This window comes from Cyanobacteria bacterium FACHB-DQ100 (assembly GCA_014695195.1).
In the GTDB taxonomy this organism is placed as follows: domain Bacteria; phylum Cyanobacteriota; class Cyanobacteriia; order Leptolyngbyales; family Leptolyngbyaceae; genus Leptolyngbya.
On record JACJNW010000039.1, the window covers coordinates 321,054 to 346,131 of the forward strand.

Annotated in this window: 18 protein-coding genes and 1 tRNA gene; 11 read left to right on the forward strand and 8 right to left on the reverse strand. The window is 48.0% G+C overall.

Annotation, left to right across the window (positions count from 1 at the left end):
• Nucleotides 1-320: 320 nt before the first annotated feature.
• A complete protein-coding gene (locus tag H6F51_23630) occupies nt 321-1,529 on the reverse strand; it encodes a molybdopterin molybdotransferase MoeA (protein MBD1825465.1) in 1,209 nt (402 codons plus the stop codon).
• 60 nt (nt 1,530-1,589) lie between these two features.
• On the opposite strand from H6F51_23630, the gene mtnA reads away from it, so the two are divergent.
• Both mtnA and H6F51_23640 read left to right on the forward strand, forming a co-directional pair.
• Nucleotides 1,590-2,651, forward strand: coding sequence for an S-methyl-5-thioribose-1-phosphate isomerase (gene mtnA / locus H6F51_23635; protein MBD1825466.1), 1,062 nt, complete (start codon nt 1,590-1,592; stop codon nt 2,649-2,651).
• Between the two features lie 147 nt (nt 2,652-2,798).
• Nucleotides 2,799-2,871: transfer RNA gene (locus H6F51_23640), tRNA-Ala, on the forward strand.
• Nucleotides 2,872-3,289: 418 nt separating this feature from the next.
• On the opposite strand, the gene H6F51_23645 is transcribed toward H6F51_23640, so the two are convergent.
• On the reverse strand, nt 3,290-3,544 hold the full coding sequence (locus H6F51_23645; protein ID MBD1825467.1) for a transposase: 255 nt from the start codon (nt 3,542-3,544) through the stop codon (nt 3,290-3,292).
• A gap of 504 nt (nt 3,545-4,048) precedes the next feature.
• Here H6F51_23645 and H6F51_23650 point away from each other — a divergent pair.
• Complete coding sequence (locus H6F51_23650) at nt 4,049-4,807, forward strand: hypothetical protein (GenBank protein MBD1825468.1); 759 nt, start codon at nt 4,049-4,051, stop codon at nt 4,805-4,807.
• A 46-nt stretch (nt 4,808-4,853) separates the two neighbouring features.
• Here the strand turns inward: H6F51_23650 and H6F51_23655 are convergent, their stop codons facing one another.
• Nucleotides 4,854-5,537 (reverse strand): hypothetical protein, encoded by a 684-nt coding sequence (locus H6F51_23655; GenBank protein MBD1825469.1) that lies wholly within the window; start codon nt 5,535-5,537, stop codon nt 4,854-4,856.
• Nucleotides 5,538-5,911: 374 nt separating this feature from the next.
• Here H6F51_23655 and H6F51_23660 point away from each other — a divergent pair, with 374 nt between their 5' ends.
• From H6F51_23660 to bcsA, 5 genes are read left to right on the forward strand one after another with little or no spacing between them, the layout of a single operon-like run.
• Complete coding sequence (locus H6F51_23660) at nt 5,912-7,498, forward strand: porin (protein ID MBD1825470.1); 1,587 nt, start codon at nt 5,912-5,914, stop codon at nt 7,496-7,498.
• A gap of 41 nt (nt 7,499-7,539) precedes the next feature.
• Entirely contained in the window at nt 7,540-9,858 is a 2,319-nt protein-coding gene (locus H6F51_23665; GenBank protein MBD1825471.1) for a tetratricopeptide repeat protein, read from the forward strand.
• 17 nt (nt 9,859-9,875) lie between these two features.
• Nucleotides 9,876-11,129, forward strand: coding sequence for a glycosyl hydrolase (locus tag H6F51_23670; GenBank protein ID MBD1825472.1), 1,254 nt, complete (start codon nt 9,876-9,878; stop codon nt 11,127-11,129).
• A complete protein-coding gene (locus H6F51_23675; protein ID MBD1825473.1) occupies nt 11,126-13,633 on the forward strand; it encodes a cellulose biosynthesis cyclic di-GMP-binding regulatory protein BcsB in 2,508 nt (835 codons plus the stop codon). The genes H6F51_23670 and H6F51_23675 overlap by 4 nt, the downstream gene beginning before the upstream one ends.
• Before the next feature lie 6 nt (nt 13,634-13,639).
• Nucleotides 13,640-16,195 carry a UDP-forming cellulose synthase catalytic subunit gene (gene bcsA, locus H6F51_23680; protein MBD1825474.1) on the forward strand — a complete coding sequence of 852 codons (2,556 nt, stop codon included), beginning with the start codon at nt 13,640-13,642 and terminating at the stop codon, nt 16,193-16,195.
• 857 nt (nt 16,196-17,052) lie between these two features.
• Here bcsA and H6F51_23685 read toward each other — a convergent pair.
• Together H6F51_23685 and H6F51_23690 are read right to left on the reverse strand one after the other, a co-directional pair.
• Nucleotides 17,053-17,352 (reverse strand): hypothetical protein, encoded by a 300-nt coding sequence (locus tag H6F51_23685; protein MBD1825475.1) that lies wholly within the window; start codon nt 17,350-17,352, stop codon nt 17,053-17,055.
• Nucleotides 17,353-17,552: 200 nt separating this feature from the next.
• Nucleotides 17,553-18,392 carry a fatty acid desaturase gene (locus H6F51_23690; GenBank protein ID MBD1825476.1) on the reverse strand — a complete coding sequence of 280 codons (840 nt, stop codon included), beginning with the start codon at nt 18,390-18,392 and terminating at the stop codon, nt 17,553-17,555.
• Nucleotides 18,393-18,563: 171 nt separating this feature from the next.
• Here H6F51_23690 and H6F51_23695 point away from each other — a divergent pair, with 171 nt between their 5' ends.
• On the forward strand, nt 18,564-19,736 hold the full coding sequence (locus tag H6F51_23695; GenBank protein MBD1825477.1) for a TetR family transcriptional regulator: 1,173 nt from the start codon (nt 18,564-18,566) through the stop codon (nt 19,734-19,736).
• On the opposite strand, the gene H6F51_23700 is transcribed toward H6F51_23695, so the two are convergent.
• Entirely contained in the window at nt 19,733-21,637 is a 1,905-nt protein-coding gene (locus tag H6F51_23700) for a DNA primase (protein MBD1825478.1), read from the reverse strand. The two genes, H6F51_23695 and H6F51_23700, sit on opposite strands and share 4 nt — an antisense overlap.
• A 131-nt stretch (nt 21,638-21,768) precedes the next feature.
• Between H6F51_23700 and H6F51_23705 the strand changes: the two genes are divergently transcribed.
• Nucleotides 21,769-22,374, forward strand: coding sequence for an HD domain-containing protein (locus H6F51_23705; GenBank protein ID MBD1825479.1), 606 nt, complete (start codon nt 21,769-21,771; stop codon nt 22,372-22,374).
• 75 nt (nt 22,375-22,449) lie between these two features.
• Here H6F51_23705 and H6F51_23710 read toward each other — a convergent pair whose 3' ends face one another.
• Entirely contained in the window at nt 22,450-23,985 is a 1,536-nt protein-coding gene (locus H6F51_23710) for a SagB/ThcOx family dehydrogenase (GenBank protein MBD1825480.1), read from the reverse strand.
• Nucleotides 23,986-24,274: 289 nt separating this feature from the next.
• Here H6F51_23710 and H6F51_23715 point away from each other — a divergent pair, with 289 nt between their 5' ends.
• The gene (locus H6F51_23715; GenBank protein ID MBD1825481.1) at nt 24,275-24,808 is read left to right on the forward strand and encodes a pentapeptide repeat-containing protein; all 534 of its coding nucleotides are present in this window, start codon (nt 24,275-24,277) and stop codon (nt 24,806-24,808) included.
• On the opposite strand, the gene H6F51_23720 is transcribed toward H6F51_23715, so the two are convergent.
• A partial coding sequence (locus tag H6F51_23720) for a hypothetical protein (protein MBD1825482.1) occupies nt 24,805-25,078 on the reverse strand: 274 nt, incomplete at its 5' end. The genes H6F51_23715 and H6F51_23720 overlap by 4 nt on opposite strands.

Below are 25,078 nucleotides of genomic sequence, written 5' to 3' on the forward strand. Positions count from 1 at the left end.
CTAAATCCCCCGCGAGTGGCAAGGAGCTTTTATTGAAAATCAGCGATCGCGAGAACTAAAACAGCGATCGCGACCACTGAAATAGCCCTCCAGATCACTAAGATAGCTCTCCGGATCACTGGAATAGCGATCTCGAGGACTAAAACAGCTCTCCGGATCACTGGAATAGCGATCGCAATCTCAGCTCTGGCACAGTGGGAGGCTTCTAGTTGTTCAAGTAAGTTCGATGAACTTCTTCGCTCTGTTTTTTACCCGCCCCAAATTCTATTCCGGGCGCGGTCGAACCGGAGCGAAGGAGTCCATCGAATTCACAGTAGTTTTTAGCTCACTTTGAGAATTTGGATAGTTTCGCCTGGGGAAATGTGAGTTTGTCCGATCGACATTTTCCCCAGTGCATTCGTTCCTGCAAGATTGATCAAGTTTCCCGATAAGCGACTGCCACCCGCAGGAGTGAAATGCAATACACCGTCTGAGATCGACACCGATCCCCATAGGTAAAACTCCCGTTTGCCGTCGGATTTGAGTTCTTGAGTGGCGATCGCGCTCAAGAATTCGGGCTTCCAGCCCTGCCCCAGTCCTGATAATTTCCGAATTGCAGGCTGAGCAAACCGCCAAAACGTCACTAACACTGAAGCCGGATTTCCGGGGAGTCCAAAATACAGCGTCGAATTCGGAAATGTTGCAAAGGTCAGAGGTTTACCGGGCTTAACAGCGACGGAGCGAATCTGAATCGCTGCACCTAATTCTTCTAAAATGCGATCGACGTAATCGTAATCGCCCACAGAAACCCCACCCGAAGAAATGACGACATCCGCAGACTCAACCGCCGTAGCGATCGCGTTCTTCAATTCCGCTGGCTCATCACAAATAATTCCCAGCGAAATCACCTCTGCTCCCATTTCTGCAACGAGAGCTTCGAGCGCATATTGATTAGAATCGACAATTTGTCCGGGTTGGAGTGGTCGATCGGGAGTAACTAATTCGCTCCCCGTTGAAAGAATCGCCACCCGCAAACGGCGAAAAACTGGAACTTCTACACATTGCGCTGCTGCCAAAATCGCGATTTCAGGCGCTTTCAGAACAGCACCCGGAGAGAGTAGAGGATTTCCAGCCTGATAATATGAACCGCGATATCGGACGAACGATCCCTGAGTGGGAGGAGGCGTGAGAATCGAAACGCGATCGCCCTGCCGCTGAGTGTTCTCCTGCATCACAACGGTATCTGCGCCCGCAGGCATCATCGATCCCGTGAGAATTCTTGCCGCTTGTCCAGGCTGTATCGATTTCTGAGGTAGATAGCCTGCCGGGATCTCTTCAACGATCTCTAGAATAGCGGGCTGTTTCACATCCTCAAATCGCACTGCATAGCCATCCATCGCAGAATTATCCCAGTGGGGAAAGTCGAGGTTACTCGCGATCGGAGCCGCGAGAATGCGATTACGACACGCTGCTAACCCAACCCTTTCGATTTCTCCGATCGCCTGAACTGACTCTAAAATCAGCGTTTCTGCTTCTACAACTGACAGCATAAATTCAATTCCAAATCCCGTTTCCGCTAAGATCAACAATACTCAACCGTAAAGCTAAATATGTCTCCGAGTCAGGTTTATCCCCAGGTTTATCCCGTAGTTTGGAACCACGATCGCGTCTTGCTGATCGATCAAACTCGTTTGCCCAGTGAATACACCACAGTAGAAATTTGTCGCTGTGACGAAATGGCTCAAGCGATCAAAACGATGATTGTGCGGGGTGCGCCTGCGATTGGGGTTGCTGCCGCTTATGGAATGTATCTGGGTGCGCGAGACATCGAAACCCCGAATCGAGAACAATTTTTAGCCCAACTCGAAACTATCGCTGCCCAACTCCGTGCGACTCGTCCAACGGCGGTGAATTTATTCTGGGCGATCGATCAGATGCTGAAAACGGCGCGGCAAACACTCGGATCGATTGAGTCTTTGAAAGAGGCGCTATTGTACGCAGCCAAGCAGATTCAGGAAGACGATTTAGCCACTTGTCGATCGATTGGCGATCACGGTCTAGCGGCTTTGCCCGCAACCCCTGAAAGACTGCGGCTTCTCACACACTGCAATGCAGGCGCATTGGCAACCGCAGGGTATGGAACGGCTTTAGGTGTGGTGCGATCGGCATGGACAGCGAACCGTTTAGCACGAGTGTATGCCGATGAGACGCGCCCTCGCTTGCAAGGAGCCAAACTTACAGCTTGGGAATGCGCTCACGAAGGAATTCCGGTGACGCTAATTACCGATAATATGGCGGCTCACTGTATGCAGCGCGGCATGATTGATGCGGTTGTTGTGGGAGCCGATCGCATTGCGGCAAATGGAGATGCAGCCAATAAGATTGGGACTTACAGCGTGGCGCTGATTGCAAAAGCACACAACATTCCGTTCTTCGTTGCGGCTCCGGTTTCAACGATCGATTTCAGCATTGCGGATGGTACTCAAATTCCCATTGAAGAGCGCGATTCGTCTGAGATTTACCAAATCGGTGAAACGGTTATCTGTCCGCCTGGCATTGAGTTTTACAATCCTGCGTTTGATGTGACTCCGGCTGAGTTCATTACTGCTATCGTTACGGAATTCGGCGCATTTGCACCGGATCAACTTCAGGCCAAGTTGCGAGTTGCTTAGGTACGATCGTATCTTTTGGCTTTGGGTCTTGCAGTTGGAGATCGCTATTAAAACAGTCTCTAATGCATACCCTTGCGCCTTCTAACAAAGTCGAAAAAACCGCATTGTTGCTGTTTGTCTAGACTAAGGTAGAATAAGTTAAAGACCGGGGCTATAGCGCAGTTGGTAGCGCGTCTCAATGGCATTGAGAAGGTCAGGGGTTCGACTCCCCTTAGCTCCACTACCTGGAAATGTACGCTCGCACATTAAGTGTCGCAATTCGCAAATTAGCGTCGTTTTTAGACTAACTTGCAGGCTTCTGTCAATCTTCGAAAATTTATGTTGCTAAGTCTATAGCCATCCTAAGTGAGGCGTGAAAAAGAACCATACAGCTCAAGCTTGGCGAAATCAAACACTTGAAGATGAAGCACAAAATCAAACAACCACTTCACGATAGCAAACAATTTGCACAGCGGATAGCACTCCCGAATCCAGCGTTTGTCGTGTAACCACACATCCTCAATCGGGCTTTATCGCAGGTCGTTCAATACAAATCGAAAGCAAGTGATGCGCCACTGTTCCTGTGGCAGGCCGTGATTGACTGCTTCGAGGAAGGTCTGAATTTGTGCAGAGCGATGATGCGTTGCTCCGTCCCATAGTCATGCCAATTGATTTCCCGGATACTGTTGCATCAGCAATGGCAACAACGCAATCGTCGAATCGGAGTTGCATTTGTCATAGGTTTGGATGCAACACTGCCTCGTCGCGAGGTCGATTGCGCCATAGTAGGTCTGTTTGGTGCGAGTGTTCGAGATGGGCGCATCAAGGCGCTCACTAGTTTTGCCCCACCGATAACCGCATAAGTCGGCCCACAACAGATGACACTCATTCTCAAACAGCACCATCAACCGCACTCAATTTCGCCCCGCTGCGTTTCGAGCCATGTCGCGATCTCAGTTTTTTTCTCCACCAGGTCAGGGTCGCGCTTCGGATTGCTCGGTTGCGTCTTTTTCTAGCGAATCCCGGCGGCATGAAACAACTCGTAATAGCTTTGCTTCAGACCAAGCACGGCACGATAGGTCATACATAGTGTCCCCAATGTTTCGCGTTTCATAACTCACTTAGGATTGCGGTATTTTGGCGTAACCAAAGTAATGAAAGGGAAATAAACGCTTTGGGACTCAGCAAAAACCCGTAGCTTAGTAATGAACCACAACCGAATTTTTACAGAAACTTTTCAGTAGCTGGCGATTCTTCATCAGATTTATAACCGTTTTTTCTTGCAGAGCGATTAAGGTTGATAGTAATAGATAATACTCAAATCCATAAAGCCGTGGTCTAGGTTAGGAGTTTCGAAAGACACACGATTCATCTATCAGAACCCGGTTTTGGCAACCAAGATACTTAGAACTTCACCTATGTCTTCACTCGGAAAGTTATTTATCCCTGCTGCACTTGCTGCTGGCACAATCTTCTCAGCATTCGCTGTTCCTCTCGCGCTCTATGGATCTCAGCCTTTAGCTATTCAAATTAAAGAAGAGCGGGTGTTTGAGGGACCCTTCAGGGAGATTGCAAACTCTTATCTCGCCTTCGCTGGACTACTCAGCTTGGGTGCGAGTTTTACGACCTGTGCCGCGATCGCGTGGAAATCTTCTGCTCGTCAAGTCAAAGAAGCCGAAGATCAGCTTTCTAAAGTCGAGCAGCAACTTAAACAAAAAGAAGCTCAGCTACAAGAGGCATTGATGTCTGATGCCTATCTCGCTGATTCGGCACTGAAACCTTTCCTTGATGAGGATATCCCTCTCAATGCTCCGCCTGCGACACCTCCAGCACACGCAAACGTGACCGCACCGACTCAGCCTGAGATCGTTGCTAAACCTACTCCAGTTTCAACTCAACTCCTGACGACTACGCTGCTTCATCCTGCTCAAGCCTTTCTATTTTCACGTCCCGTCACTCAAGCTGCCCCGATCAGCCATTCTCCTGTTGAAGCAGAGACGGTCGCCAAAATGCAGGATCTCCAAACCCAGCTTCAGCACATTATGTCTGAAATTGAAACGATTCAATCTACCCTCCACGTAAAGGCTCCTTCCTCGAATTCACCTCAGCCAACCTCGCTCAATCACTCAGCACAACGCTTTCAAGTCCTTGAGTCTACCTGGACAGTACACAGATAATCTGAAGACGCAACTCGGCGATTGTTCTGAGTTGCGTCCTTTCGATCTATCGCATCCACGCTTTTGTGGACAATTCGGCATCTGTTTGCGGTTTCATTTTCGCTGTCGTGTTTATCGGTTGAACTGCCACTTTCACAACCGTTTGAGTAGGCTTTTCAGCAGCATCTACGGTTCTGCTCGGTGGCTCGATCGTCAAAAATTGCTCGGTCTGTAAGTAGATTTTTCCATCTGCTGTGAACTGCACGCTTGTTCCCTGATTGCTCATGGCAGTAGATTGCAGCTCGATCGAGTTCTCTGTTGGCTCTGTCACCGCTAAGAATCGGACTTGTTTCTCAGGCTGAGATTTGAGATTCAGAGATCGAGCAGTTTTTTGCCAAGCTTCTAATCGGTCTTGCTGAAGAAGGTTTAGCGAGGTTTGCCATTTTCCTTTCTCAACCTTGACTTCAGTCCGTGCCAGGATCGAATACGACTGTCCTGATTCCACTTGAGAACTCGGTTGTAAATTTCGGATTGCTTGAACGATCAATCGAGTCTGATCTGGCAAGTTAGCCTGACCCGTGACCTTGTAAATACCGGGATCACGAGTTGGCTCAACTTGCATCGACAGTTCTGTTTTAGTCGTTTGACCACTTCCAAAGAAGGGAATGGCAGTACAGCTTGTACAGAGCATCAGCAGTGAAATCAATGTGCTACTTGCACAGAGCCTAAGAAGTTTGCGGAAGCCTTTCATAGGGAATTCTCGTAGGGGATATGGTGAGCGCTCGCAAAATTGGACGCTCACTTTATTCATTCCCCCACCAGCGAGAGCGGTTCACATCTGAATGCCGAGAGCCAGTTTTACGGCTGACATAAACACATGTATCGTTTTTTACTAATCAGGCTAAAAATATTAGTAATTGAAAATTCGAGGTTCGATTCGGATTTCTGCGGGAATCCTAAGCACGATGATTAATTTCGGTCGCAGTGCCCGGGGTCAATTTTTGATAAGCCCAAAATCTATGTAAAATTTATCACTTAAATCAAAGTGATATTTCTGGAATTCGGGCTTCGTCAATCTTGTTCTCGGCACTTTACGGAGTGTCTATCGAGCCATAACGGAGTGGTATGTCAGATATAGCCCGGTTCGCTAAATTCAGTTCTCTCCTGTCCTGCATTGTGATTTCCGCGATCGCAGTCCTATTCGCGGAAATCAACACAGGAAAACCTGCCCAAGCTAATCCTTCCGCGCAAACTCAAAGTTCTGCGGCTCAAATCGCTGCGATCTCACAACCCACTTTGCCGACCGTGGAACCGCAGTCGATGATTCAATCGGAAGCTGATCTGATTCAGCAGCTGTCCGGGCAGGCAACCTCCGTAAAGTCCGCTGCTGCTCAAACTCCAAGCTTTGCACCGCCGAGCAAAGGCTCATCGATCGTACTTCCCCCTCCTCCTCCTGCTGAGGAATCTGGGTCTCCATTAGTTGCATCTACCCTCTCTGCAACAGATGTTAAAGCTGGACTGCTCCCGGCTCAGCCGCGATCTGCAACTCCGGTTTCTGTCGTGAGGGGCATTCGGCCAACTGTGATGAAAGAATTGATCGATCTTGAATCCGCACCAACCGAAATCGCGCTCAATCCCTCTCACAGTAAATCAGATCTGATGGCTCAATCCGGTCGCAATGCAGATTCCCTCACTCGCAGTCGCCCATTTCTCCGCAGTACCGCGATTACTCCGCCAAATCTTACGTTGCAAGGTGTTTACTTGTATCAGGGCGATCAAACTTCAGCGCGTGCAAGACTGTTTGGAGTGTATCCGCTGACTCCAAATGCATTGGTCGGTGCGACGCTCGATCTAACAACAGGTAACGCCTTCACGGATACTCCAGACAATGGCTTCAATCTCACGGAACTTTACTTTGCAACTTCACCGCGTGACATTCCGAACTTGCGATTTGTGGTGGGTCAGATTGACTTAACTTCGTATTTCGATCGCAACAGTTTCGCCAAAGACGGAGCCTCTCAGTTCTTTAATCCGGTTTTCCAAACCAATCCTGCTCTGAGCGCAACTGGAATTGCTTCACGCCCAGGCGCACTGGTGAATTTTAGTCTCACCGACAACATTGAAGCGAAAGCCGCAATTTTTTCTTCCTCTAGAAATCTCGGCGATTTTGCGCTAGATGGCTTTGCGGGTGAGTTGGGTGTCCGTTATGGCAATTTGATTGTACGTGGAACCTATGCCAGCGATCGCGATTCCGGCTCGAATAGTAGCTTCCAAGAGATCTTTCAAATTAGCCGAGGTGGAGGACAAATTGGAGTCCTCAAAGGCGATCGAGAACAAGCATATGGCGTGAATGCTGAATTGTTCATTCCCAGCTTAAAAATGGGAATTTTCGGGCGCTACGGACGCTATAACAATCTCGATTTAGACGAAGGTGCTGATACATTCAGCGGCGGCATCAGCTTTTTAGATCTATTCGCACCGGACGATCGCCTAGGGCTTGCCTACGGTCGTACTTTATCAAATGACCGACTGCGGCGACAAAGTGGTGCAAACCAACCTGATGTCTTGGAGTTGTACTATGACTTCCGGTTACTGTCCAATCTGCGTCTTGGGTTCTCGATCCAAGGGCGCAACAACTTCTCTGAAACGATCGCTGGCATTCGCTTGAGAACAGACTTCGATGTTACTCCCAGAGGCAGACAAACTCAGTGATTCCCCTGGATCCCATGAACACTCGCAAACACCCCGCTAACATGGTTCGCATCAAGCAACGGTTCACCCTATCCCTGTGTCTCGGTTGGCTCCTGGTCGGGACTCCTCTGCTCACCCTTGCAGAAACTCAACAGGTGATCGCTCAAACTCAAACCATTCCTGCCGATGTGCGTGAAGCCTATACGCTCCTCGGCAAAGGTTGGGTAGACGATGCGATTGCAGCATTCAAGCGATCAATTCAACGCTATCCCAACTTGATCGAGGCAAAATTGGGACTGGCAATTTCTTTCCGTCGGGCTGGACGTGATTCTGATGCTTGGCAAGCTTATCAGCGGGTATTACAGCAAGATCCAAACAATCCGTTAGCGCTGAAAACGGTTGGAATTCTAGCTAGCTTTAGACCAGAGTGGCAAAAACAAGGGATTGAAGCACTAACGGCTTTGCTGAGACTCAATAGCACAGACTTAGAAGCTCGTGCTCAACGAGCATTGTTGTACGGCTATCAAGGACGCTTTTCTGAAGCTTTGGCAGATTATGACATGGTTCTGCAAGCTAGTCCAACGCCCGAAGTTTTGTTAGGAGCCGCGCAAATTTACACTTACGCAGGTGATACACAGAAAGGTCTGGAGCTGTTTGAACGCTACCGATCGCGCACGAACACCCCCATTACTGGCAATGCTGCGATCGCTTACGCTCGTGCTTTACGCGGCTCGGGTAATCCTGCTCAAGCGATCGCCATCTTAGAGGGACAGCTTCCGAGACAAACCAACGCTTTTAGTATTCAAGTGCGATCGGAATTGTCCCAAGCCTATCTTGCAAACCGTCAAGCCACCCAAGCATTAGCAATTCTTGATCCATTACGCGATCGATCCGATGCTCGTTTACCTTTGGCGCGTGCCCTGAACGAATTGGGCAGACAAGAGAATCAGCCTGAACTGGTCGCACAAGCTGGAGCGCTCTACCGTCAAGTCCTGAATGAGGCAGCCAATCCTTCTCCAGTTCTGCTGCGAGAAATTGCAGATGTGTTCAGCAGCATTCCCAAAGAGCGTAAAACGGCACTGCAACTCTACCGTCAACTCGCTCAGCAGCAACCGGCTAATCAGACGTTAATCATTCAAAAATTGGCGCTAGAAGCTCAACTTGGAACGCTTACCGATAGTGCAATCCGCCAGCAATTAAGACCAATTCTGAAATCGATTCCGAATGAGCCTGCCCAACAATTCGCAATCGCTCAGGCGTTAGTTCGCCTAGAACCCGATCCTGAATTTTTACCGATCTACGAGCGATTGATTCGCAACGGGATCAATGAGCCATTCTTAAACTTCCGTCTTGCTCAAATCCTGATTGAGCAAAATGAATTCGAGGGCGCAAAAGAGGCTCTAGCCCGATATCAATCGACTTCGGTTGGTTCACGCGATCAAGCTCCTGAATTGTTACTCGCAGAACTTGATCGCAAGCAAGGCAATCTTGAATCTGCCGCAAAACGATATGAAGCTTTAATTTCAGATAATGCAACCAGTGCCGATCTCAAATCTGGCGCAATTCGTTCTTTAGCAGGACTACGACTTGCTCAGAATCGATTTGATGAAGCGCTGAAATTGTACGATCGCTTAATTGCAGAGAATCCAGAAGATACACAACTTCAACTGGGTCGGGCAGCAGTTGCTTACCAAGCCAAAACAATCTCGGAAAGCGAAGCTGAAACGGTACTCGCTCAATTCTTGCAATCCCGACCCTCAGAGACTCCCTCAGAACTCTATACACTGGTTGGTGTCTTGCCCAGCGATCGGAGCCGTGAGTCGTTATATAAGGCTTTGATTGAAGCTGATCCCACGAATGCGCCTGTTCAGGTGCGGTTGATTCAATTGCTAGCCAGCCGCGATCCGAGACAGGCAAGAGCGCAAGCAAATCGACTGATGGTAAAAGTTCGTCAAACCTCTTCTGACGATCGCTCAAACATCTCGCTTCTTTTTCTCAAAGCTCAACTTGAACAGTCGCTGGGCAACCCTAATCGAGCCGAAGATGCTTATCAAGCCATCTTAAAAGTACAACCGGGAAACCTCGATGCCTTGTCTGGTCTGGGCGGTGTGCGATTCCAGCAGCAACAGTTTGCCTCAGCTTCCAGCTTGTACTCTCAAATCTTAGAGCTTGACCCAGATAATCGGGCTGCCCAGCGATCGCTGGCAGAACTAACGGCTGCTCAAGGTCAACCGCTCACGGCATTGGATCAATTTGAATCTCTCAAGATCCAACAGGCAGAGCAAGGAACATCAGATCCTGAACTGGAACAACGTATCCAGAGAGTTCAAGAAGGAATGCTACAACAACGCGGATTTCAAACCCCGTGGGAGCGCTATTAAATTTGGTGGTAATCAATATGTTGCGCTTGCTTGTACGATTGACTATGGCTGGATTGATTGGGCTCGGAGGTCTAGTTTCCTGTGCGGCTTCACCTCAACACTCTACTTCTATAGCATCACCTCAACGCTCTACTTCTGTATCAAGTGTTGAGGTAGCTAATTATCGTTCATTGCTGACTGAAAGTTGGACGGCTTATCGCAAGCGGTTTATTCAAGTGGATGGACGAGTCATCGATTGGGAAGCCAATGGACGGTCGACCTCGGAAGGTCAAGCTTACGCCCTGCTACGAGCGGTTATGATGAACGATCCTGAAACATTTGCGATCGCACTTCAATGGGCAGAGACGAACCTCCAGCGACGGGACAAAAATAACAAATCGATCGATTCTCTTTGGGCATGGAAATGGGGACATAATCCAAAGGGTTACTGGGGCATTCTCGATGCTAATGTTGCTAGTGATGCGGATATTGATGCAATCACTGCCTTAATCTTGGCATCTAGGCGATGGCAGCGTCCCGATTACCTCAAGCTGGCGCGTATCAAGTTAAAAGACCTTTGGGCACACGCAACGATCCCATTTCCCATAGATGGAAAGCGATATCTACTCCCAGGAGCGATCGCGCTCTTTCAACGCAACGAAAAGCTCAAAGCTAATCCGTCCTACCTTGCCCCTTATGCCTTTCGCCTCTTTTCCCAAGTTGATTCAGAGCGCGATTGGCTCAGTCTTGTAGATAGTAGCTATCAGATGTTAGAGCAATCCTCGGACATTTCGCCTGTGGGCTTACCGAGTGATTGGATTGCTGTTGATCCAAAAACCGGATTCTATACCGCGATTGATCCCAGCAGTTCACTGATTACCCAATATAGCTTCGATGCCATTCGAGTTTGGTGGCGCGTGGCGCTGGATGCCACTTGGTTTGGAGAACCGAGAGCAAAAGCCTATCTCAAGGCACATCTTGGCTATCTCAAACAGATGTGGCAACGAGAGCGCAAAATTCCAGCCAAGCTCGATTTGCAAGGTCGTCCGCTTGTGGACTATGAAGCCACCTCCCAATACGGCATGTTGTATGCTGCTTTCCGCGTGATCGATCCTGCGATCGCACAGGAAATTTTTACTCAAAAGCTATTGCCCTCTTATCGAAATGGATTCTGGGATAACGATTCCGCTTACTACTCTCAGAATCTCGCCTGGTTTGGTCTGTTCCCACCCAACACCCTGGCAACTTACCTCACTAAATCTACTCAAGCTGAAAACGTATCCCTTCCATGAATAAACGGTTATCAGATCAATCCTCGCGCCGAGGCTCTAAAACTATGCTGACACGCACGCTAATCTTATGCTGTGCCGGGTTAGTTACCGGACTCGCGATCGTTCTGCTTCATGCTCAATACTCGATCGCGGGTTCTGCACAAGGTATTCAAAAACAAGAAGAGCAACTCATTCGAGACTTCAAGCTACCAAGTACGCCTGCTGAAGCACCCATCTACCGCCCACAAGCGCCAGCGTATCAGCCAGAACCTGCCCCAGCTCCTGACCCCGCACCTGTCGAAGCAGTGAGCGAACCCTATGTCGCGCCTTCTGAACCTATAGCTGGGGAATCTTCAGCACCTGCACCTCAGTTTGGGAAGAAAGCGGAGATTCTCAAAACTCCAAATGCAGCACCGATGAGCCAGTATATTCTGGATTTTAGTCGGAGTCCGGCAATCGGCAACCGTTTCCGTTTACAAGGAACCTACGCAGAGGCACGAGTCGGCTTCACTCGTCCGAAAAATTGGAACGTGAAATCTGCTAAAGCTGTTATTCGCTTCCAGCACTCTCCCGCGATCGTTTCTGACAAATCGAATCTGATTGTGCGCGTGAATGATACAAGCATTGGCAGTGTTCCGATGAACTTAAAAAATACTCAGATTGGAGAAGCGATCATCAACATTCCAACCAATCTCGTTCAGGACTACAATGAGATTACGCTAGTGGCTCAACAGACAAATTCCGCAACCTGCGCGAATCCCGACGATAAAGCGTTATGGTCAGAAGTGCTGCCTGACTCGAAAGTGATTCTGGACTATCAACCTCAGCCACTTGCACTAGATTTTAGCCGCTATCCGTTCCCGTTCTTTGACAATCTTGGCTTAGATACACCCCGTTTGAACTATCTATTGCCTGCTCAGATCAATGAGGCTTGGTTAACTGCAACGAGCCGTTTTCACACACATTTTGGGCGATTGTCAGATTTTCGTTCGCTCGAAACCAACTTGGTCAAAGACACCCAAAAAATCGAGTGGGACGATCGCTTAGTGATCATCGGAACTCCTCAAGATCAGCCTACGCTCAAATCGTTGAAACTCCCTCTGAACATTGCGAACAATCAGATCCTAGATGGTAGTAAAGCGGCACTGCCTGAAAATGTGGGAGTTTTGATGCTGACAACGCTGAAGGATGGAAGTGTCCCAGTAATCATCGCATCTGGAAATGGAGCAGAAGGTGTTGCGAAAGCGGTTCAATTCCTGGTACAACCGAGCAGCAGTCAGATTGGCTCTGGGCAGGTTGTTCTGGTTCGCGATGTCGCTGAGGTTGCATCCCCGAATCCTCGAAGTTGGGATCGCTATCTTCCACTTCAGGATTCCTTTCAACTCAGTGCTTTGGAGGGATTGGACAATAAACCGTTCAAAGATGTCACCGTGCGTGGAACTTCTGCGCCTCCTGTACAGTTTCAGTTCCGAGCATTACCCGACACTCGAATGTTGCGGGGTAGCTCGATGAATCTGAGATATAGCTACAGTGCTCAAGTCAATCCGCGTAAATCATCGATCTCCGTGAGAATTGATGGAGTCACAATCGGGAGCAAGAGGCTAACTTCAGATGATGGGGCAACTAACGAATTACTCAATGTTGATTTGCCACCGAACTTAATCAAGTCAGACTCGGTAATTGATGTTGCCTTTGATTTGTACCCTAAAGAAACAGCGAAGTGCGGTCAAGTCAGCGATCAACAGCTTTGGGGAACAGTTCATAGCACAACTGATTTCAATCTGAAACGTGAATACTCTGTTGAGCTTCCGGATCTTAAACTGTTGACCACGGGTTATCCATTGACTGCACCTCAAGACTTGTCGAAAACGGCGATCGTCGTTCCTGATTCTCCAACGGAAGCAGATGTGATGACGCTCCTAAAATTCAGCGAACGGATGGGACGACTCAGTCAAGCAAATTCTGTACAACTTGATGTATTCACGACAGCGAATTTGCCTGAATCTGTAAAAGCCGATCGACATTTAGTGGCGATTGGAGTGCGAGATCGCTTCCCTGTCAAAGAAATGCTCGAATCAAAATCTGGATTCCGTATCATGGATGCTTTTGCACGAGAATCGGGTAAAGATCAAATTCATGCTCTACCGGATCAAGGCGGCATGATTAAAAGTATGTTGTCGCCTTGGAATCTCGATCGTGTGATGATTGCGCTAACTGCCCAAACAGATTCAGGCTTGAAACAAATCCAGGATGTCTTGAGCAATGACCTTTGGTTCTATCAGCTGAAAGAAGATACCGTCTTGATCAGCACCAATCAAGTGAACCCATCGCCGTATGATTCCAATGCCTATCAGATGCAGTTCCTGAACCAGTCAGAGCGGCGACGAATTGAAGATACTAATGCTTTGAGCAAAGCTAGACAGCTACTTCAAGAACAGTGGTATCTCGTGCCAATCGGCATTATCACCAGTTCCCTCTTGTTGTACGGAATTGCTCAGCTTTTCCTCAAGCGCGTTGCGGGGTAAATCATCATGACAAATTCAACTCCTTCAAAACGGTATCGGAGTAAAGGACAGCGGGTATTAGGTTGGTTTGTCGATCTGATTCCCACGTTCTTCGATCGACTTCTCCAGAAAAATAGCGCCTCTCAGCTTGTTCTATTAATGAGCGTGCTGCTCGTTCTGTCTGTTCCTCTGATTGTGACTCCACTCGAAATCTGGCAGCAAGGAGTCGTAGCAGTGATCATGGTTGGTTTGGGATGGGCAGTGACCGATATCGAACACAAGCACGCAAAAGGTCAAGCCAGCGAGTATCTGCACTTGTTCATGGTTTGGCTAAGCTTGATTACGACCTTCCGGTATCTGTACTATCGCACGAACTACACACTGAATCTTACGACTGGATGGCTTGATACAACTTGTAGCGTGCTGTTGTTTCTGGCAGAACTCTATGCAATTTTGACATTAGCTCTAGCATTCTTTCAAACCTTGAAGCTAAAAGAGCGGAAGCCTGTTGATTTATCCACTCTTCCTGAGAAACAGTGGTTCAAAGTTGATATCTACATTCCCACTTACAGCGAAGATGTTGAAATTGTTCGCAAGACGGCGCTGGGAGCCTTAGCGATCGACTATCCCGCCGATAAAAAGAAGGTATACATTCTCGATGATGGTCGCGCTGAGAAATTTCGAGAAAGGCGGGAACAACTGCGGCAGATGTGTAAAGAACTTGGTTGCACTCTTCTAACCCGCGACAATAATGATCACGCAAAAGCTGGAAACATTAATACAGCCCTGCGTCGAACAGGTGGCGATCTGGTTCTGATTCTAGACTGTGACCATATTCCAGTCCGTCATTTTCTCAAGGATACTGTTGGATTTTTCTACAATCCCAAAGTCTCACTCGTTCAGACACCGCACTGGTTTTATAACCCTGATCCGTTCGAGCGGAACTTGCAGACGGGCGGTAAAATTCCAGTGGGTAACGAACTATTTTACAAAGTGCTACAGAAAGGAAATGACTTTTGGAACGCGGCTTTCTTCTGTGGGTCTGCTGCGGTTGTCAGAAAATCACACCTGTTGGAAGTGGGTGGGATTGCAGTTGAAACTGTGACAGAAGACTGTCATACCTCACTGCGTTTACATTCTCTAGGGTATGAATCGGTTTACTACGACAGAATTATGGTGGCGGGACTCGCTCCAGAGAAATTTTCAGCTTATGTCGGTCAACAGATTCGATGGGCACGGGGAATGGCACAAATTCTTCGGCTTGAGAACCCATTGTTCAACCCGAAACTGAAATTATCGATCGGGCAACGAATCTGTTATTTCAGTGCCACCTCACACTTCTTCTATGGGTTTCCTCGATTGATGTATGCGCTGGCTCCCGCGATGTTTCTCGTATTCGGTATTAATCCAATTCGAGGATTGGGGATTGAAACTTTAGCGTATGCACTTCCTCACTTCTTCGTGTCAATCTACGCTAACTACATCACTTACAAGAATGTTCGCTTCTCCTTCTGGAATGAAATTTATGAGTTTGCGATGTCATACCATGCTGGAGTTGTGACGATGCTGGCGGTGTTGAATCCGAGGTTGGGAAGCTTTAACGTGACTGATAAAGGATTGTCTGTCACTAAGCGGAGCTTTGACTGGGGATCAGCGAAAGCATTGCTGATTGTGGCATTATTGGTGACGGCTGGAGTTGCCGCAGTTCCGTTTTGGTTGATTCTGCGCCCTCAAGACTCTGAGGCTGTGTTAGTCAATATGGTTTGGAGCTTCTTTAATCTGGCTCTGATTGTGTCAGCGTTATTAGTAGCATTGGAACAACCGCAATTAAGACGGGCACATCGGCTCGATCGCAAATTATCCGCAGTGCTTTACACCAATGGTGCAGTGATTCAAGGACGCACCCTGAATGTGAGTGAAACGGGTTGCCAATTAATGGTGGATCATTGGGCAGATTTTCTCGAAGATGCGGAAATTGAATTAATTGGGGATTACGGAGGGAGAGCGTTTGTCAAAGGACAGATTATTCGTGTCGTTCCTGTGAATGAAACTCAGGCGAGTTTATCGATCGAGTTTATCGATCTCACCCGCGCTCAACTGGATGCCCTTAGCGTTGTGATTTATTCTGATGTGCGTGAGTGGTATTCGCAGCAACGGGAAAACGTGGATGATCCGCTGGAATCGTTCAAATTTATTCTGGGTAGTTTGACGCGCTCGTTTAGACAGCGCAATCCTGAACCGAGCAATGTGACGAGAGTTCGTAAGGAAATTCGCGCTCATGCTCAGTTGTATTGGAGAGGGCAATTCTATTCAGGAGTGGCGACTCGGATTAGTAACCGTAGCTTGCAATTAGAGATTCAATCCGGCGAGATCGAAGATGTGAAGCTGCTGAGCTATTACCAACCGCTCGTTGGCCTGCTCTTGAGTCAAACGGCAGATGAATGTTTGCCGAACCGATTGTTAGCGAAGGTAGAACAGATTGAGGTAATTGATGATCGCACTGTGATCGAGTTGCGCTTTCCAAATCAAATGATGCAGCGACAGGAAGAAAAAATCAAACAACTTGTCGATACTTTGAATTAGTTTGATTTGGCATCGATGGGAAGACCTTGATTGGAGATGAATCAAGGTCTGTTACTTTTTATTTCCTGCGTACCGGATTGGTTCGTCGGACTAGAGCATCTGCTGTAACCGCAAGAACGAGAACTGCTCCTTGAACAATGTTCTTCACGCTTTGATCTTGGCTTAAAAAGTCGAGTCCATCCTATAAGATACGGATGACCAATGCGATGCTCTATCAGAAATTCCCAAGGGACTAGATCAAGCATTACGGCCAGAATCAGCCATGCCTCGATCGCCATGGTGAGAGCATGGGATCAGAGTTCATTAATCGCTCGCACTCTCTTCCATTTCCGCTACGGATAGGGACGGGTTTGGAGTTCCCCGCCGCGGTGCGATCGGGAACGTAGAAAATCGAGGTGGTAACACTTAGGATGAGAGGTGGTAACGCTACTAAAGCCTTGTACTTACTGGCTTCCACTAATTGCGCTCTGCTAATCAAGATTGTATCTGTTACCACCTGCTACCACCATGATTTTAGAGGTGGTAGCAGGTGGTAACGTTGCTTCTATTGGCTTTTGGCCTTCTGTTACCACCGTTACCACATCTTTTTATAAATCAAAATTTTATTGGGCTTAGATTTCATTGGTTCGATACTGGTATGGCTGTTATTGCAAACTCCGAAACTTCCTGTTTACAGAAGGTATAGAGAATAACTTTTCTCAATGGCATTGAGAAGGTCAGGAGTTCGACTCCCCTTAGCTCCATACTCTGAAAACGTTGATATAGACGGCTTTGTGACTTGACCTGCTTCATCGACGTAAACTTGACGGGACGGTTCAATCAAAGCAAGCTGTTGCAGAAATTTCGCTCGTTTCACTTCATCCCGTTCGCGATAGCCGCAGGTCTTTTTTACGAGTGAATCTAATCTTCGCTAAAGCCCGTGAGATGGTGCGCGAACTCACGCGGTCGTGCCACAGTTCGGCGAGTTCTACCTGAGTCTTGTCACCCTGCCGTTTCACAAAAGCGCGAAATGCTTCCCGATCGACAATTCGATGGCTGGAGCCCTGCGGATAGCCTTGAGTCGCCTGGAAGCTTCCTGTCTCTGAGCGCCGTTTCAACCAACGCTCAAGACTATCCCGACTGATGTTGAACATCTGAATCACTTCGCTCTTTGGCACACCTCGGTCTAGGGCTGCAATGGCTTTTTCTCGTCAATCCTGACTGTATGCTTTTGGCTCGATCTCGACCCAACGACTCAACAAGGTTAGAGTGCCCACTAAGTCTCGTTCGATACCGCAACACTATTGGCGACCGCTATAAAAACATCAAAACGCGATCGCACTCGATCGCGTTTTGGCCTTCTGCTGATTAAATTAACTCAATTCGGCGGCATCACCACACGACGAGCTAAACCAAGCGATCGCAACACCTGAATTGCCCACCACGTCACATCAATTTCCCACCATTTCCGACCCGCTTTTGCCACATTCGGCTGAGCATGGTGATTGTTGTGCCAACCTTCACCGTAGGTAATCAACGCTGCCCACCAAAGATTGCGTGAATTATCCTCTGCTTCATAGTTTGTATAGCCAAACAGATGCGTGACCGAGTTAATAAACCAGGTGCTATGCCACAACAACACCGCCCGCAACACTAAGCCATAAATAATAAATGACCAACCGCCTAATAGATAAAGCACGATCGCCATCGGAATTTGCAGCGCAAGATAAACTTCAGTGCGATCGAGCCAACGATAGAACGGATCACGAGCCAGATCCGGCGCAAATTGTCGATAAGACTCATAGTTAAAAAACTTATCGCGGGGATACAGCACCCATCCCATATGGCTCCACCAGAAGCCGCGACTGGCTGAATAGGGATCATTGTCTACATCTTCTGTATGCAAGTGGTGCATCCGATGGCCCGCCACCCAGAAAATTACACCACCCTGTAGCGCCAGTGTTCCAATCACCGCCAACGCATATTCCAAAGGTTTGGGAACCTGTAAGCTTCGATGTGTCAGCAGGCGGTGAAAACCTAAACAGATGCCAATACTACCAAATAGCCAATGTAAAAAAATCATCACGCCGAGGGCTTTCCAGGAGAAAAACCAGGGGGCAGTGAGTGCCAGAGCGTGAAAGGCTCCGAAAAACGCAACGTTCGTCCACTCCAGTTTGAGAGCTTGTTCGGAGTCGGCTTGAATAGAATTAGAAGTCATGAAAATCCTTTACTAAGTTGACAACGATCGGTCTTGATTCAGTCCGATCTCAAGTTGCATTTTCAACTTTTGACGAAATCCGTTACAGTTGAGAAACGCATTTGCAAGTGCCGCTTGCATCTGTAGCCTAACAACGGATGAGCTTTTCTGCAAGTAGCACTTGCATTATTTATGCCTACTCCTCGAATGACCACTCGCCAAAGGCTGATTCAAGCGGCACTGGAGCTATTTACGGCTCACGGTGTCACCGAGACGACGACCAAACAGATCGCTGAATTAGCAGAGGTCAACGAAGTCACGCTGTTTCGGCATTTTGGTAATAAACATGGATTGCTGTTAGCCGCGATCGAGGAAGCGGCGGTGTTTACAGAACTGGGTCAAACGCTGGTACAACAAGCCGATCAAGCAGATTACATTGATCAAGCGCTGAAAGAATATGCCACAACTTGTCTAGAAGCCTTGGAGCGAGTTCCCGAAATGGTGCGATCGGTGGTCGGAGAAGCAGGGCAATATCCAGCTGAGAATCGCAAAGCGTTGGGGCGGGGTCTGACTCAGGCGAATCGCTATGTGGCGGAGTATTTTGATCAGATGATTCAGCGTCGTCAAATGCAGCCAAATCTGCCTGCGGAGACGCTTGCAAGCTTGCTGAATGGAATGCTGCTAGGGTATGCCGTGATTGAGTTCACTAGCGAATTTCACGAACTTTGGCAGAGCCGAGAAGAATTCGTGTCGAACCTTGTCACGTTGTTTTTACAAGGGGCGCTTCAGCCTTCCCAGTCGATTCCTTCAGGAGTTCGGGATTTGAGCGCTGATATGGTGCATTCGATTTTTCAACGTGCTAAAAAGCGAGGATTGCAAGACTATGCGATCGCGTATGTTTTATTTGGGGCGGGACTAAGTGCGGGTGAATTGGTGCAACTAAGACGATCGGACTATTCCTCGACTCGACACCAACAACAGTTACAGCTTGCTCAAGAGTTTGTTCGTCCGCTCAATCAGTGGATTTTAGGAAAGCGTTACGGTTCATATACAAAAAATCCGCTGACTCAATGGCTTAAAAGCCGCAAAGATGTTTCGCCAGCGATGTTTCTCAATTCAAGCGGTCAGCCGATCACCGAAGCAGATTTGTTGCAGCGCTGGAGTAGTCTCACAGAGGGCATTTTGAAACCACCCACGATCGAGCAAGCGTTTCAAACTTGGTGTGTTGAGCTACTCATGCGAGGAATGTCGATCGCAAACTTACAAGTCCTGACGCGACGAGAGCTATCCGAGTTACAGCCGTTTGTCGATCGAGCCAGAGAGAAGGCTGCGTTAGAACAAGCAATTCGACTCGATCAAGCTTAATCGACCGCGATCGGTGCTTGTACTAGGTCAACAAAACTGACTTGACGCAGACGATCGAGTTCTGTAATTCGCTGTTTCTCAACATAGGCTTTTTGCTGATAGAACTGTCCCAGATCGGGTGTGGTGCTGAGATCTGTTTTTTCCCAAAGATCAAGGAAGTGCCGATAGCGTTTTTCGCACATGACGCGCTCAATTCCAGCCGTAGCAGAACGAATCACAAGTGGCGCTCTGAGAATGTCGCGCTTGGTCTTCTCGTCGAGTTCAAACAGCGAATAGACCTGAGACATTTCGCGCGGGAAGTCGTGAGTGCGATCGCGCAGTTGCTCAAACAAATCACAATCGAGATTGTCTTGCTCGATCTCGCAAATTTGCCGCCAGAGAAAGCGATGGTGTGACAGGCTAAATTCGAGATCTTGGGCATCGATCGCGGCTCTAATTTGAACGCGACATTCCGGTGCATGAAGGTAGAGGCGCAATAGCTGAGATTCACATTCTTCGAGTAGGTTGCGATCGCCCGGAGTTTGCCATTTTTGAGATCGACCATGCCACCGTTGCCCCCGCACTTGCAGCCGTAAGTTTTCTTCAATTTGCCGAGCTAACCGACTGTTGCCCTGACTCAAGAGTTCTGCACAGTAATGAATGTAGTGTGTTCGCAGCGAGGGATTGGGAAGATTTCCAAGCAGAGACACGATCGCCATCACTGCCTTCTGGAACTGATCGGATTGTTTCAGGTCTTGATGCAGTATTTCTTGTTCAATCTGCCAATCTAGCCAAAGTGGGGCGCGATCGAGCAAGGCTTGATAGTCTTGTGCTGAATGATGCTTGAGATAGTCATCCGGATCTTTACCATCGGGAGTGTTCAAGATCCGAAGCTGAACTTCTCCTTGATAGGCGAGATTTGCAATTTCTCCGATCGCTCGTTCTGCTGCTTGGACTCCTGCACGATCGGCATCAAAGTTAAACACAATTCGCTTGGATTCAGTAAAGCGCAAAAGTTGTTTCACTTGAGCCACACTTAAGGCTGTTCCAAGTGAAGCCACTGCATTCGTAATTCCAGCCGTATGAAGCGCAATCACATCGAAATAGCCTTCAACCACAACGGCTTGGTCTTGTTTCGCGATCGCGCTCTTCGCTTTATCCAATCCAAAAAGCGTCTTCCCTTTATCAAATAGATCCGTTTCAGGAGAGTTCAGATACTTCGGCTGTTCGTCGCTTAAAGTTCGTCCACCGAATCCAATCACGCGACCTTGAGAATCATGAATTGGAACCATTAAACGGTTACGGAAGCGATCGTAATATCCCTCACCATTTTTGCGCGGAATCAACAATCCGGCTTTTTCCACCATCACAACCGGATAGCGCTTTTGCTCGACTAAATACTTAGACAACGTTTCCCATCCAGCAGGAGCAAAACCGAGTTGGAATTGCTGGATTGTTTCCGGGGAAAGTTTGCGATCGCGCTTCAGATAGGAGAGCGCTTCTGCGCCGTGGGACTGTTGTAAGGCGTGTTCGTAGAATTTAGCTGCGATCGCCAAAATCTCGTATAGCTGTTCTCTCACCGACTGTTGACGCTGGAACTCCTGACGATCCTCAGCTTGCAGCGTTTGTACTGGAACTTGGTACTTATTCGCCAGTTCTAAGACAACTTCGCTAAAATTGCGTTTGCCCAACTCCATGAGAAACTTGATCGTATTGCCCCCCGCTCCACAGCTAAAGCAGTAATAAAACTGTTTGCTCGGACTCACCGTAAAGCTCGGAGATTTGTCATCATGAAACGGACACAAGCCGACAAAATCCTTGCCCTGCTTCTTCAGGACAACGTGTTCCGAAACGACATCGACAATATCAGCGCGTTGTTTGACTTGTTCGATCGTGTCTGGATGCAGGCGAGGAACGTTCATGATCACTCTCTACTGATACACCTATTCTAGCGACAGAATTAATTTCCAGATACGCCGTGAGTAGGATTTGATTTGTTTATTCTACGCTACCCGTAGCGTTTGACCGCAAGTTTAGCACTGAGAAATTTTTCATGCAACTGACTACTACAAGACTGCAAGCGCAAATCCAATTCATCGTTGAAATTGACAAGCTCAAGCATGTTTTACGGCAGACGCTCTTAATGGACAAATCGAGGCGCGAGAATGATGCAGAGCATTCCTGGCACCTGGCGATGATGGCGATCGTGCTTGCCGAATATGCTGATCCGCAAGTCGATTTACTGCGCGTTCTCAAAATGGTGCTGATTCACGATTTAGTTGAAATCGATGCCGGAGATACGTTTTGCTATGACACGATCGCGCTGCAAGACCAAGCCGAACGCGAAGAGAAAGCCGCCGATCGCTTGTTTGGAATGTTGCCAGAGAATTTAGGTGAGGAACTGCGATCGCTCTGGGAAGAGTTTGAGGCAAGAGAAACTTTAGATGCTCAATTTGCGGCGGCGCTCGATCGACTCCAGCCGCTATTGCACAATTACTACACTGAGGGCGGCACTTGGAGAAAGGCAGGCGTAACGGTGGAGAAGGTCAGGAAGCGCATGGCTCCAGTTGCGATCGGTTCTCCGGTGTTGGGCGAATTTGTGGAAAATTTGATTCAGGATGCAGTGCGGCAAAAATTTATTATGCAGTCTGAGCAGTAATGCACAAAGCAATTGCTTAGATTGCTAAATCTAGCATTATTCTCCAATAAAGAACCAAATTTTTGTTTGGTATGTCTATCGCTGCCCCGAAAGCGAAGCGCGCTGCAAGCAACGACCCAACGCCGTAATGTACAAAACTGCTTCATCTGGCGGAATTCCCAAGACTTCATTCACTTGATCATCAAAGAATCCACCAATTCCACTTGCACCGAGTCCTAAATGAATCGCAGCTAAGTTCATGCGCTGTCCTAAATGTCCCGCATCCATGTGCAAATAACGGTACACCCGATCGCCATACTGCTCGATCGCTTTCTTTAAATCTGCGGTGTGAAACACGATCGCGCTTGCATCCCGCCCCAAATCTTGACCTAAACACAGAAAATGCAGTTCACGTCGGAAGTTCTTAAATCGAATCTGACGAAGCTCTTGCGCTCTAGGAGCATAGTAATAACAACCATCTTCGAGGTTAGTGACACCCGAAACGGCAACAAAGGTTTCAACTAAGTTCAAATCGAAATAATCGGGAGAACGATCGAGGTGTTGATCAATGTAATGCTGGGGTTGATAAGCAAAATCTAGAATCGCGTTGAGTTCTTCAAGCAGCAGAGGTTCACCGCTAAACGCACGGGTTGATCGACGGTGAATCATGGTTTGCTCAAGTCCGCGTAAGTTTGTATCCCAGTGAATTGGATGGCAAACGGTCGAAACTTTCAAACAAAACGGAAAATTGTATTTATCCGAATGTTCCTCAGATTCGGGAACAGTCCAGTTTACTTTTGCATGGGCATTGTAGGGAATTTGAGTCGCTTGGTGAAAATAGCTCAGCAATCCACCATCGGGAATCTTGGGATAGTCTAGCTGCGGTGCAGTCGGAAGTGCGGTTCGAGCCAGCGGCAAGTGTTCTCGAACTTTGGATAAGTCAGCGATCGGTAACACTGCGATCGCACCTTCTTGTTCTTCATCGAAGTATAACAATTGATTGATCGCTTCATCCGCAAATCCGCCAATCAAATGCGGACGAAAATCCGTCATGGCGCAAGCAAGCTCAATGTTCCCAATTAAGTGTCCAGTGTCGAGAAAAATTCGCCGATACGCCCGATCTTGATAGCGCCAAGCTGAGCGAAAAAACACCGCAGACAACACGATCGCAAATTGGGTCTGCTCTAAAGCCGGATTCCAAAAACACGCCGACTGAAGCGAGTTCCAGACCTCCGCCTCCCAAAAATGCAGTAAGGTATGGGTTTTTGCTTGATAGTTGTAAAGTCCAGCAGGTAAGTCCGGGGTTCCGCGAGAAATTAGGTAGACTTCAGCCGGATACAGTCCCCCCGCAGAAGGAGACGATCGCAGATAATGCGGCTCTCCATTGGTGGGAATCGCGCCCGTCAAACCGTAGCTACAGACAAGCAGTTTAGAAAGTCGCTGCCACCAATCGTCTTTCGATTCTTCACTGAGATAAGGCTTCAGGTCGATCGAGGCTCCAAACTTGTAGGACTTGAACGGGATTGGCTGCTCTTCCCAGTTCAGCGCTTGACTGTTGGTGTGAATCGTTTGCGGGTCGTATTTGGTGCGTTCGTGATAGTGTTCAGCGATCGACACTTGCAAGTCCGGCATAGCTAATTTTTAGACTGCGTACTGTTTCTGATATTGACATGAGATCAGGGTGGGGAGCTAGATATCCGGAAAACAAATTCGTATGTAGCGATCTTGTTTGATTGGTGAACGCTGAAAGGAGTAGAGAGTGGGGTAGGAAGGAGAGGGCTGAAAAGGAAACGAGACACTCCATTCCCCCCTAAAATCACTGAGTGATCTCTAAAGAAAATGTTAAATATTCTTAACTTGTCAGAAATACTCTTTACGTTTCTATAGGAGGCGTATGCGACAAGCAGAGTCTAGAACAACAATGGAGACGATCGCGGCTGAGGTATTGATTGCAAGATACAACCAGGGAGAACGAGAATTTGAGAACTGTAACTTAGAGCAAGCTAACTTTTTTGAAGCAAGGTTAGTCAGAATTAATCTAGCTGGCAGTCGCTTAAATCGTGCGTACTTACCTTATGCCAATTTACATCAAGCAAACTTGAGTGCAACGCAGCTTAAAAGCGCCGAACTTAGTGATGCTCAATTACACCAAGTGAATTTGGATGATGCAGATTTGGAGGATGCGGCACTTCTGAGAGCGGATTTGAGTTTGGCGAGTTTGAATGACGCAAATTTGAGCAGAGCAAACTTAAGTGGGGCAAATTTGGTAAACGCTGACCTCAGCAACGCCAATTTGAGACAAGCAGATCTAAGTCGAGCAAACCTGAAGCAAGCGAATCTGAATGGTGCAAATTTGAGCGGGGCGAACTTATCGCGATCGACGGATCTCGACCTCACAGGCGCGATCGTCGATGCGTTTACGATTTATCCTGACGGACATCGCCAAGGCAACTAATCTCCGGTGACAAAAGCTTGCATCTTCCATTCACCACTGTCTTTGTTAAACAAAACTCGATATCCAATCGGGCTGTAAGCATATCGGCTCGAAACAAATCCACGTCGATTATTAGATAAAACGATCGGTATCCAGCCGTTGGAATTATCGAGTCTTAAAGTTGTTGATTTCTCCGTGTCAGAGGCGTTTTGAAAAGCGGTTGTGTCGTATTTCACAATCTCGTTTGTTAGCGTTGCGATCGCGGCTGAATTCGTATTGGGCTGCGATCGA

Excerpts from the sequence above, each read along its gene's own strand:
- H6F51_23630 (MBD1825465.1), bottom strand. The coding sequence starts at position 1,529 with ATGCTGTCAGTTGTAGAAGCAGAAACGCTGATTTTAGAGTCAGTTCAG.
- mtnA (MBD1825466.1), top strand. The coding sequence starts at position 1,590 with ATGTCTCCGAGTCAGGTTTATCCCCAGGTTTATCCCGTAGTTTGGAAC.
- H6F51_23650 (MBD1825468.1), top strand. The coding sequence starts at position 4,049 with ATGTCTTCACTCGGAAAGTTATTTATCCCTGCTGCACTTGCTGCTGGC.
- H6F51_23655 (MBD1825469.1), bottom strand. The coding sequence starts at position 5,537 with ATGAAAGGCTTCCGCAAACTTCTTAGGCTCTGTGCAAGTAGCACATTG.
- H6F51_23660 (MBD1825470.1), top strand. The coding sequence starts at position 5,912 with ATGTCAGATATAGCCCGGTTCGCTAAATTCAGTTCTCTCCTGTCCTGC.
- H6F51_23665 (MBD1825471.1), top strand. The coding sequence starts at position 7,540 with ATGGTTCGCATCAAGCAACGGTTCACCCTATCCCTGTGTCTCGGTTGG.
- H6F51_23670 (MBD1825472.1), top strand. The coding sequence starts at position 9,876 with ATGTTGCGCTTGCTTGTACGATTGACTATGGCTGGATTGATTGGGCTC.
- H6F51_23675 (MBD1825473.1), top strand. The coding sequence starts at position 11,126 with ATGAATAAACGGTTATCAGATCAATCCTCGCGCCGAGGCTCTAAAACT.
- bcsA (MBD1825474.1), top strand. The coding sequence starts at position 13,640 with ATGACAAATTCAACTCCTTCAAAACGGTATCGGAGTAAAGGACAGCGG.
- H6F51_23690 (MBD1825476.1), bottom strand. The coding sequence starts at position 18,392 with ATGACTTCTAATTCTATTCAAGCCGACTCCGAACAAGCTCTCAAACTG.
- H6F51_23695 (MBD1825477.1), top strand. The coding sequence starts at position 18,564 with ATGCCTACTCCTCGAATGACCACTCGCCAAAGGCTGATTCAAGCGGCA.
- H6F51_23700 (MBD1825478.1), bottom strand. The coding sequence starts at position 21,637 with ATGAACGTTCCTCGCCTGCATCCAGACACGATCGAACAAGTCAAACAA.
- H6F51_23705 (MBD1825479.1), top strand. The coding sequence starts at position 21,769 with ATGCAACTGACTACTACAAGACTGCAAGCGCAAATCCAATTCATCGTT.
- H6F51_23710 (MBD1825480.1), bottom strand. The coding sequence starts at position 23,985 with ATGCCGGACTTGCAAGTGTCGATCGCTGAACACTATCACGAACGCACC.
- H6F51_23715 (MBD1825481.1), top strand. The coding sequence starts at position 24,275 with ATGGAGACGATCGCGGCTGAGGTATTGATTGCAAGATACAACCAGGGA.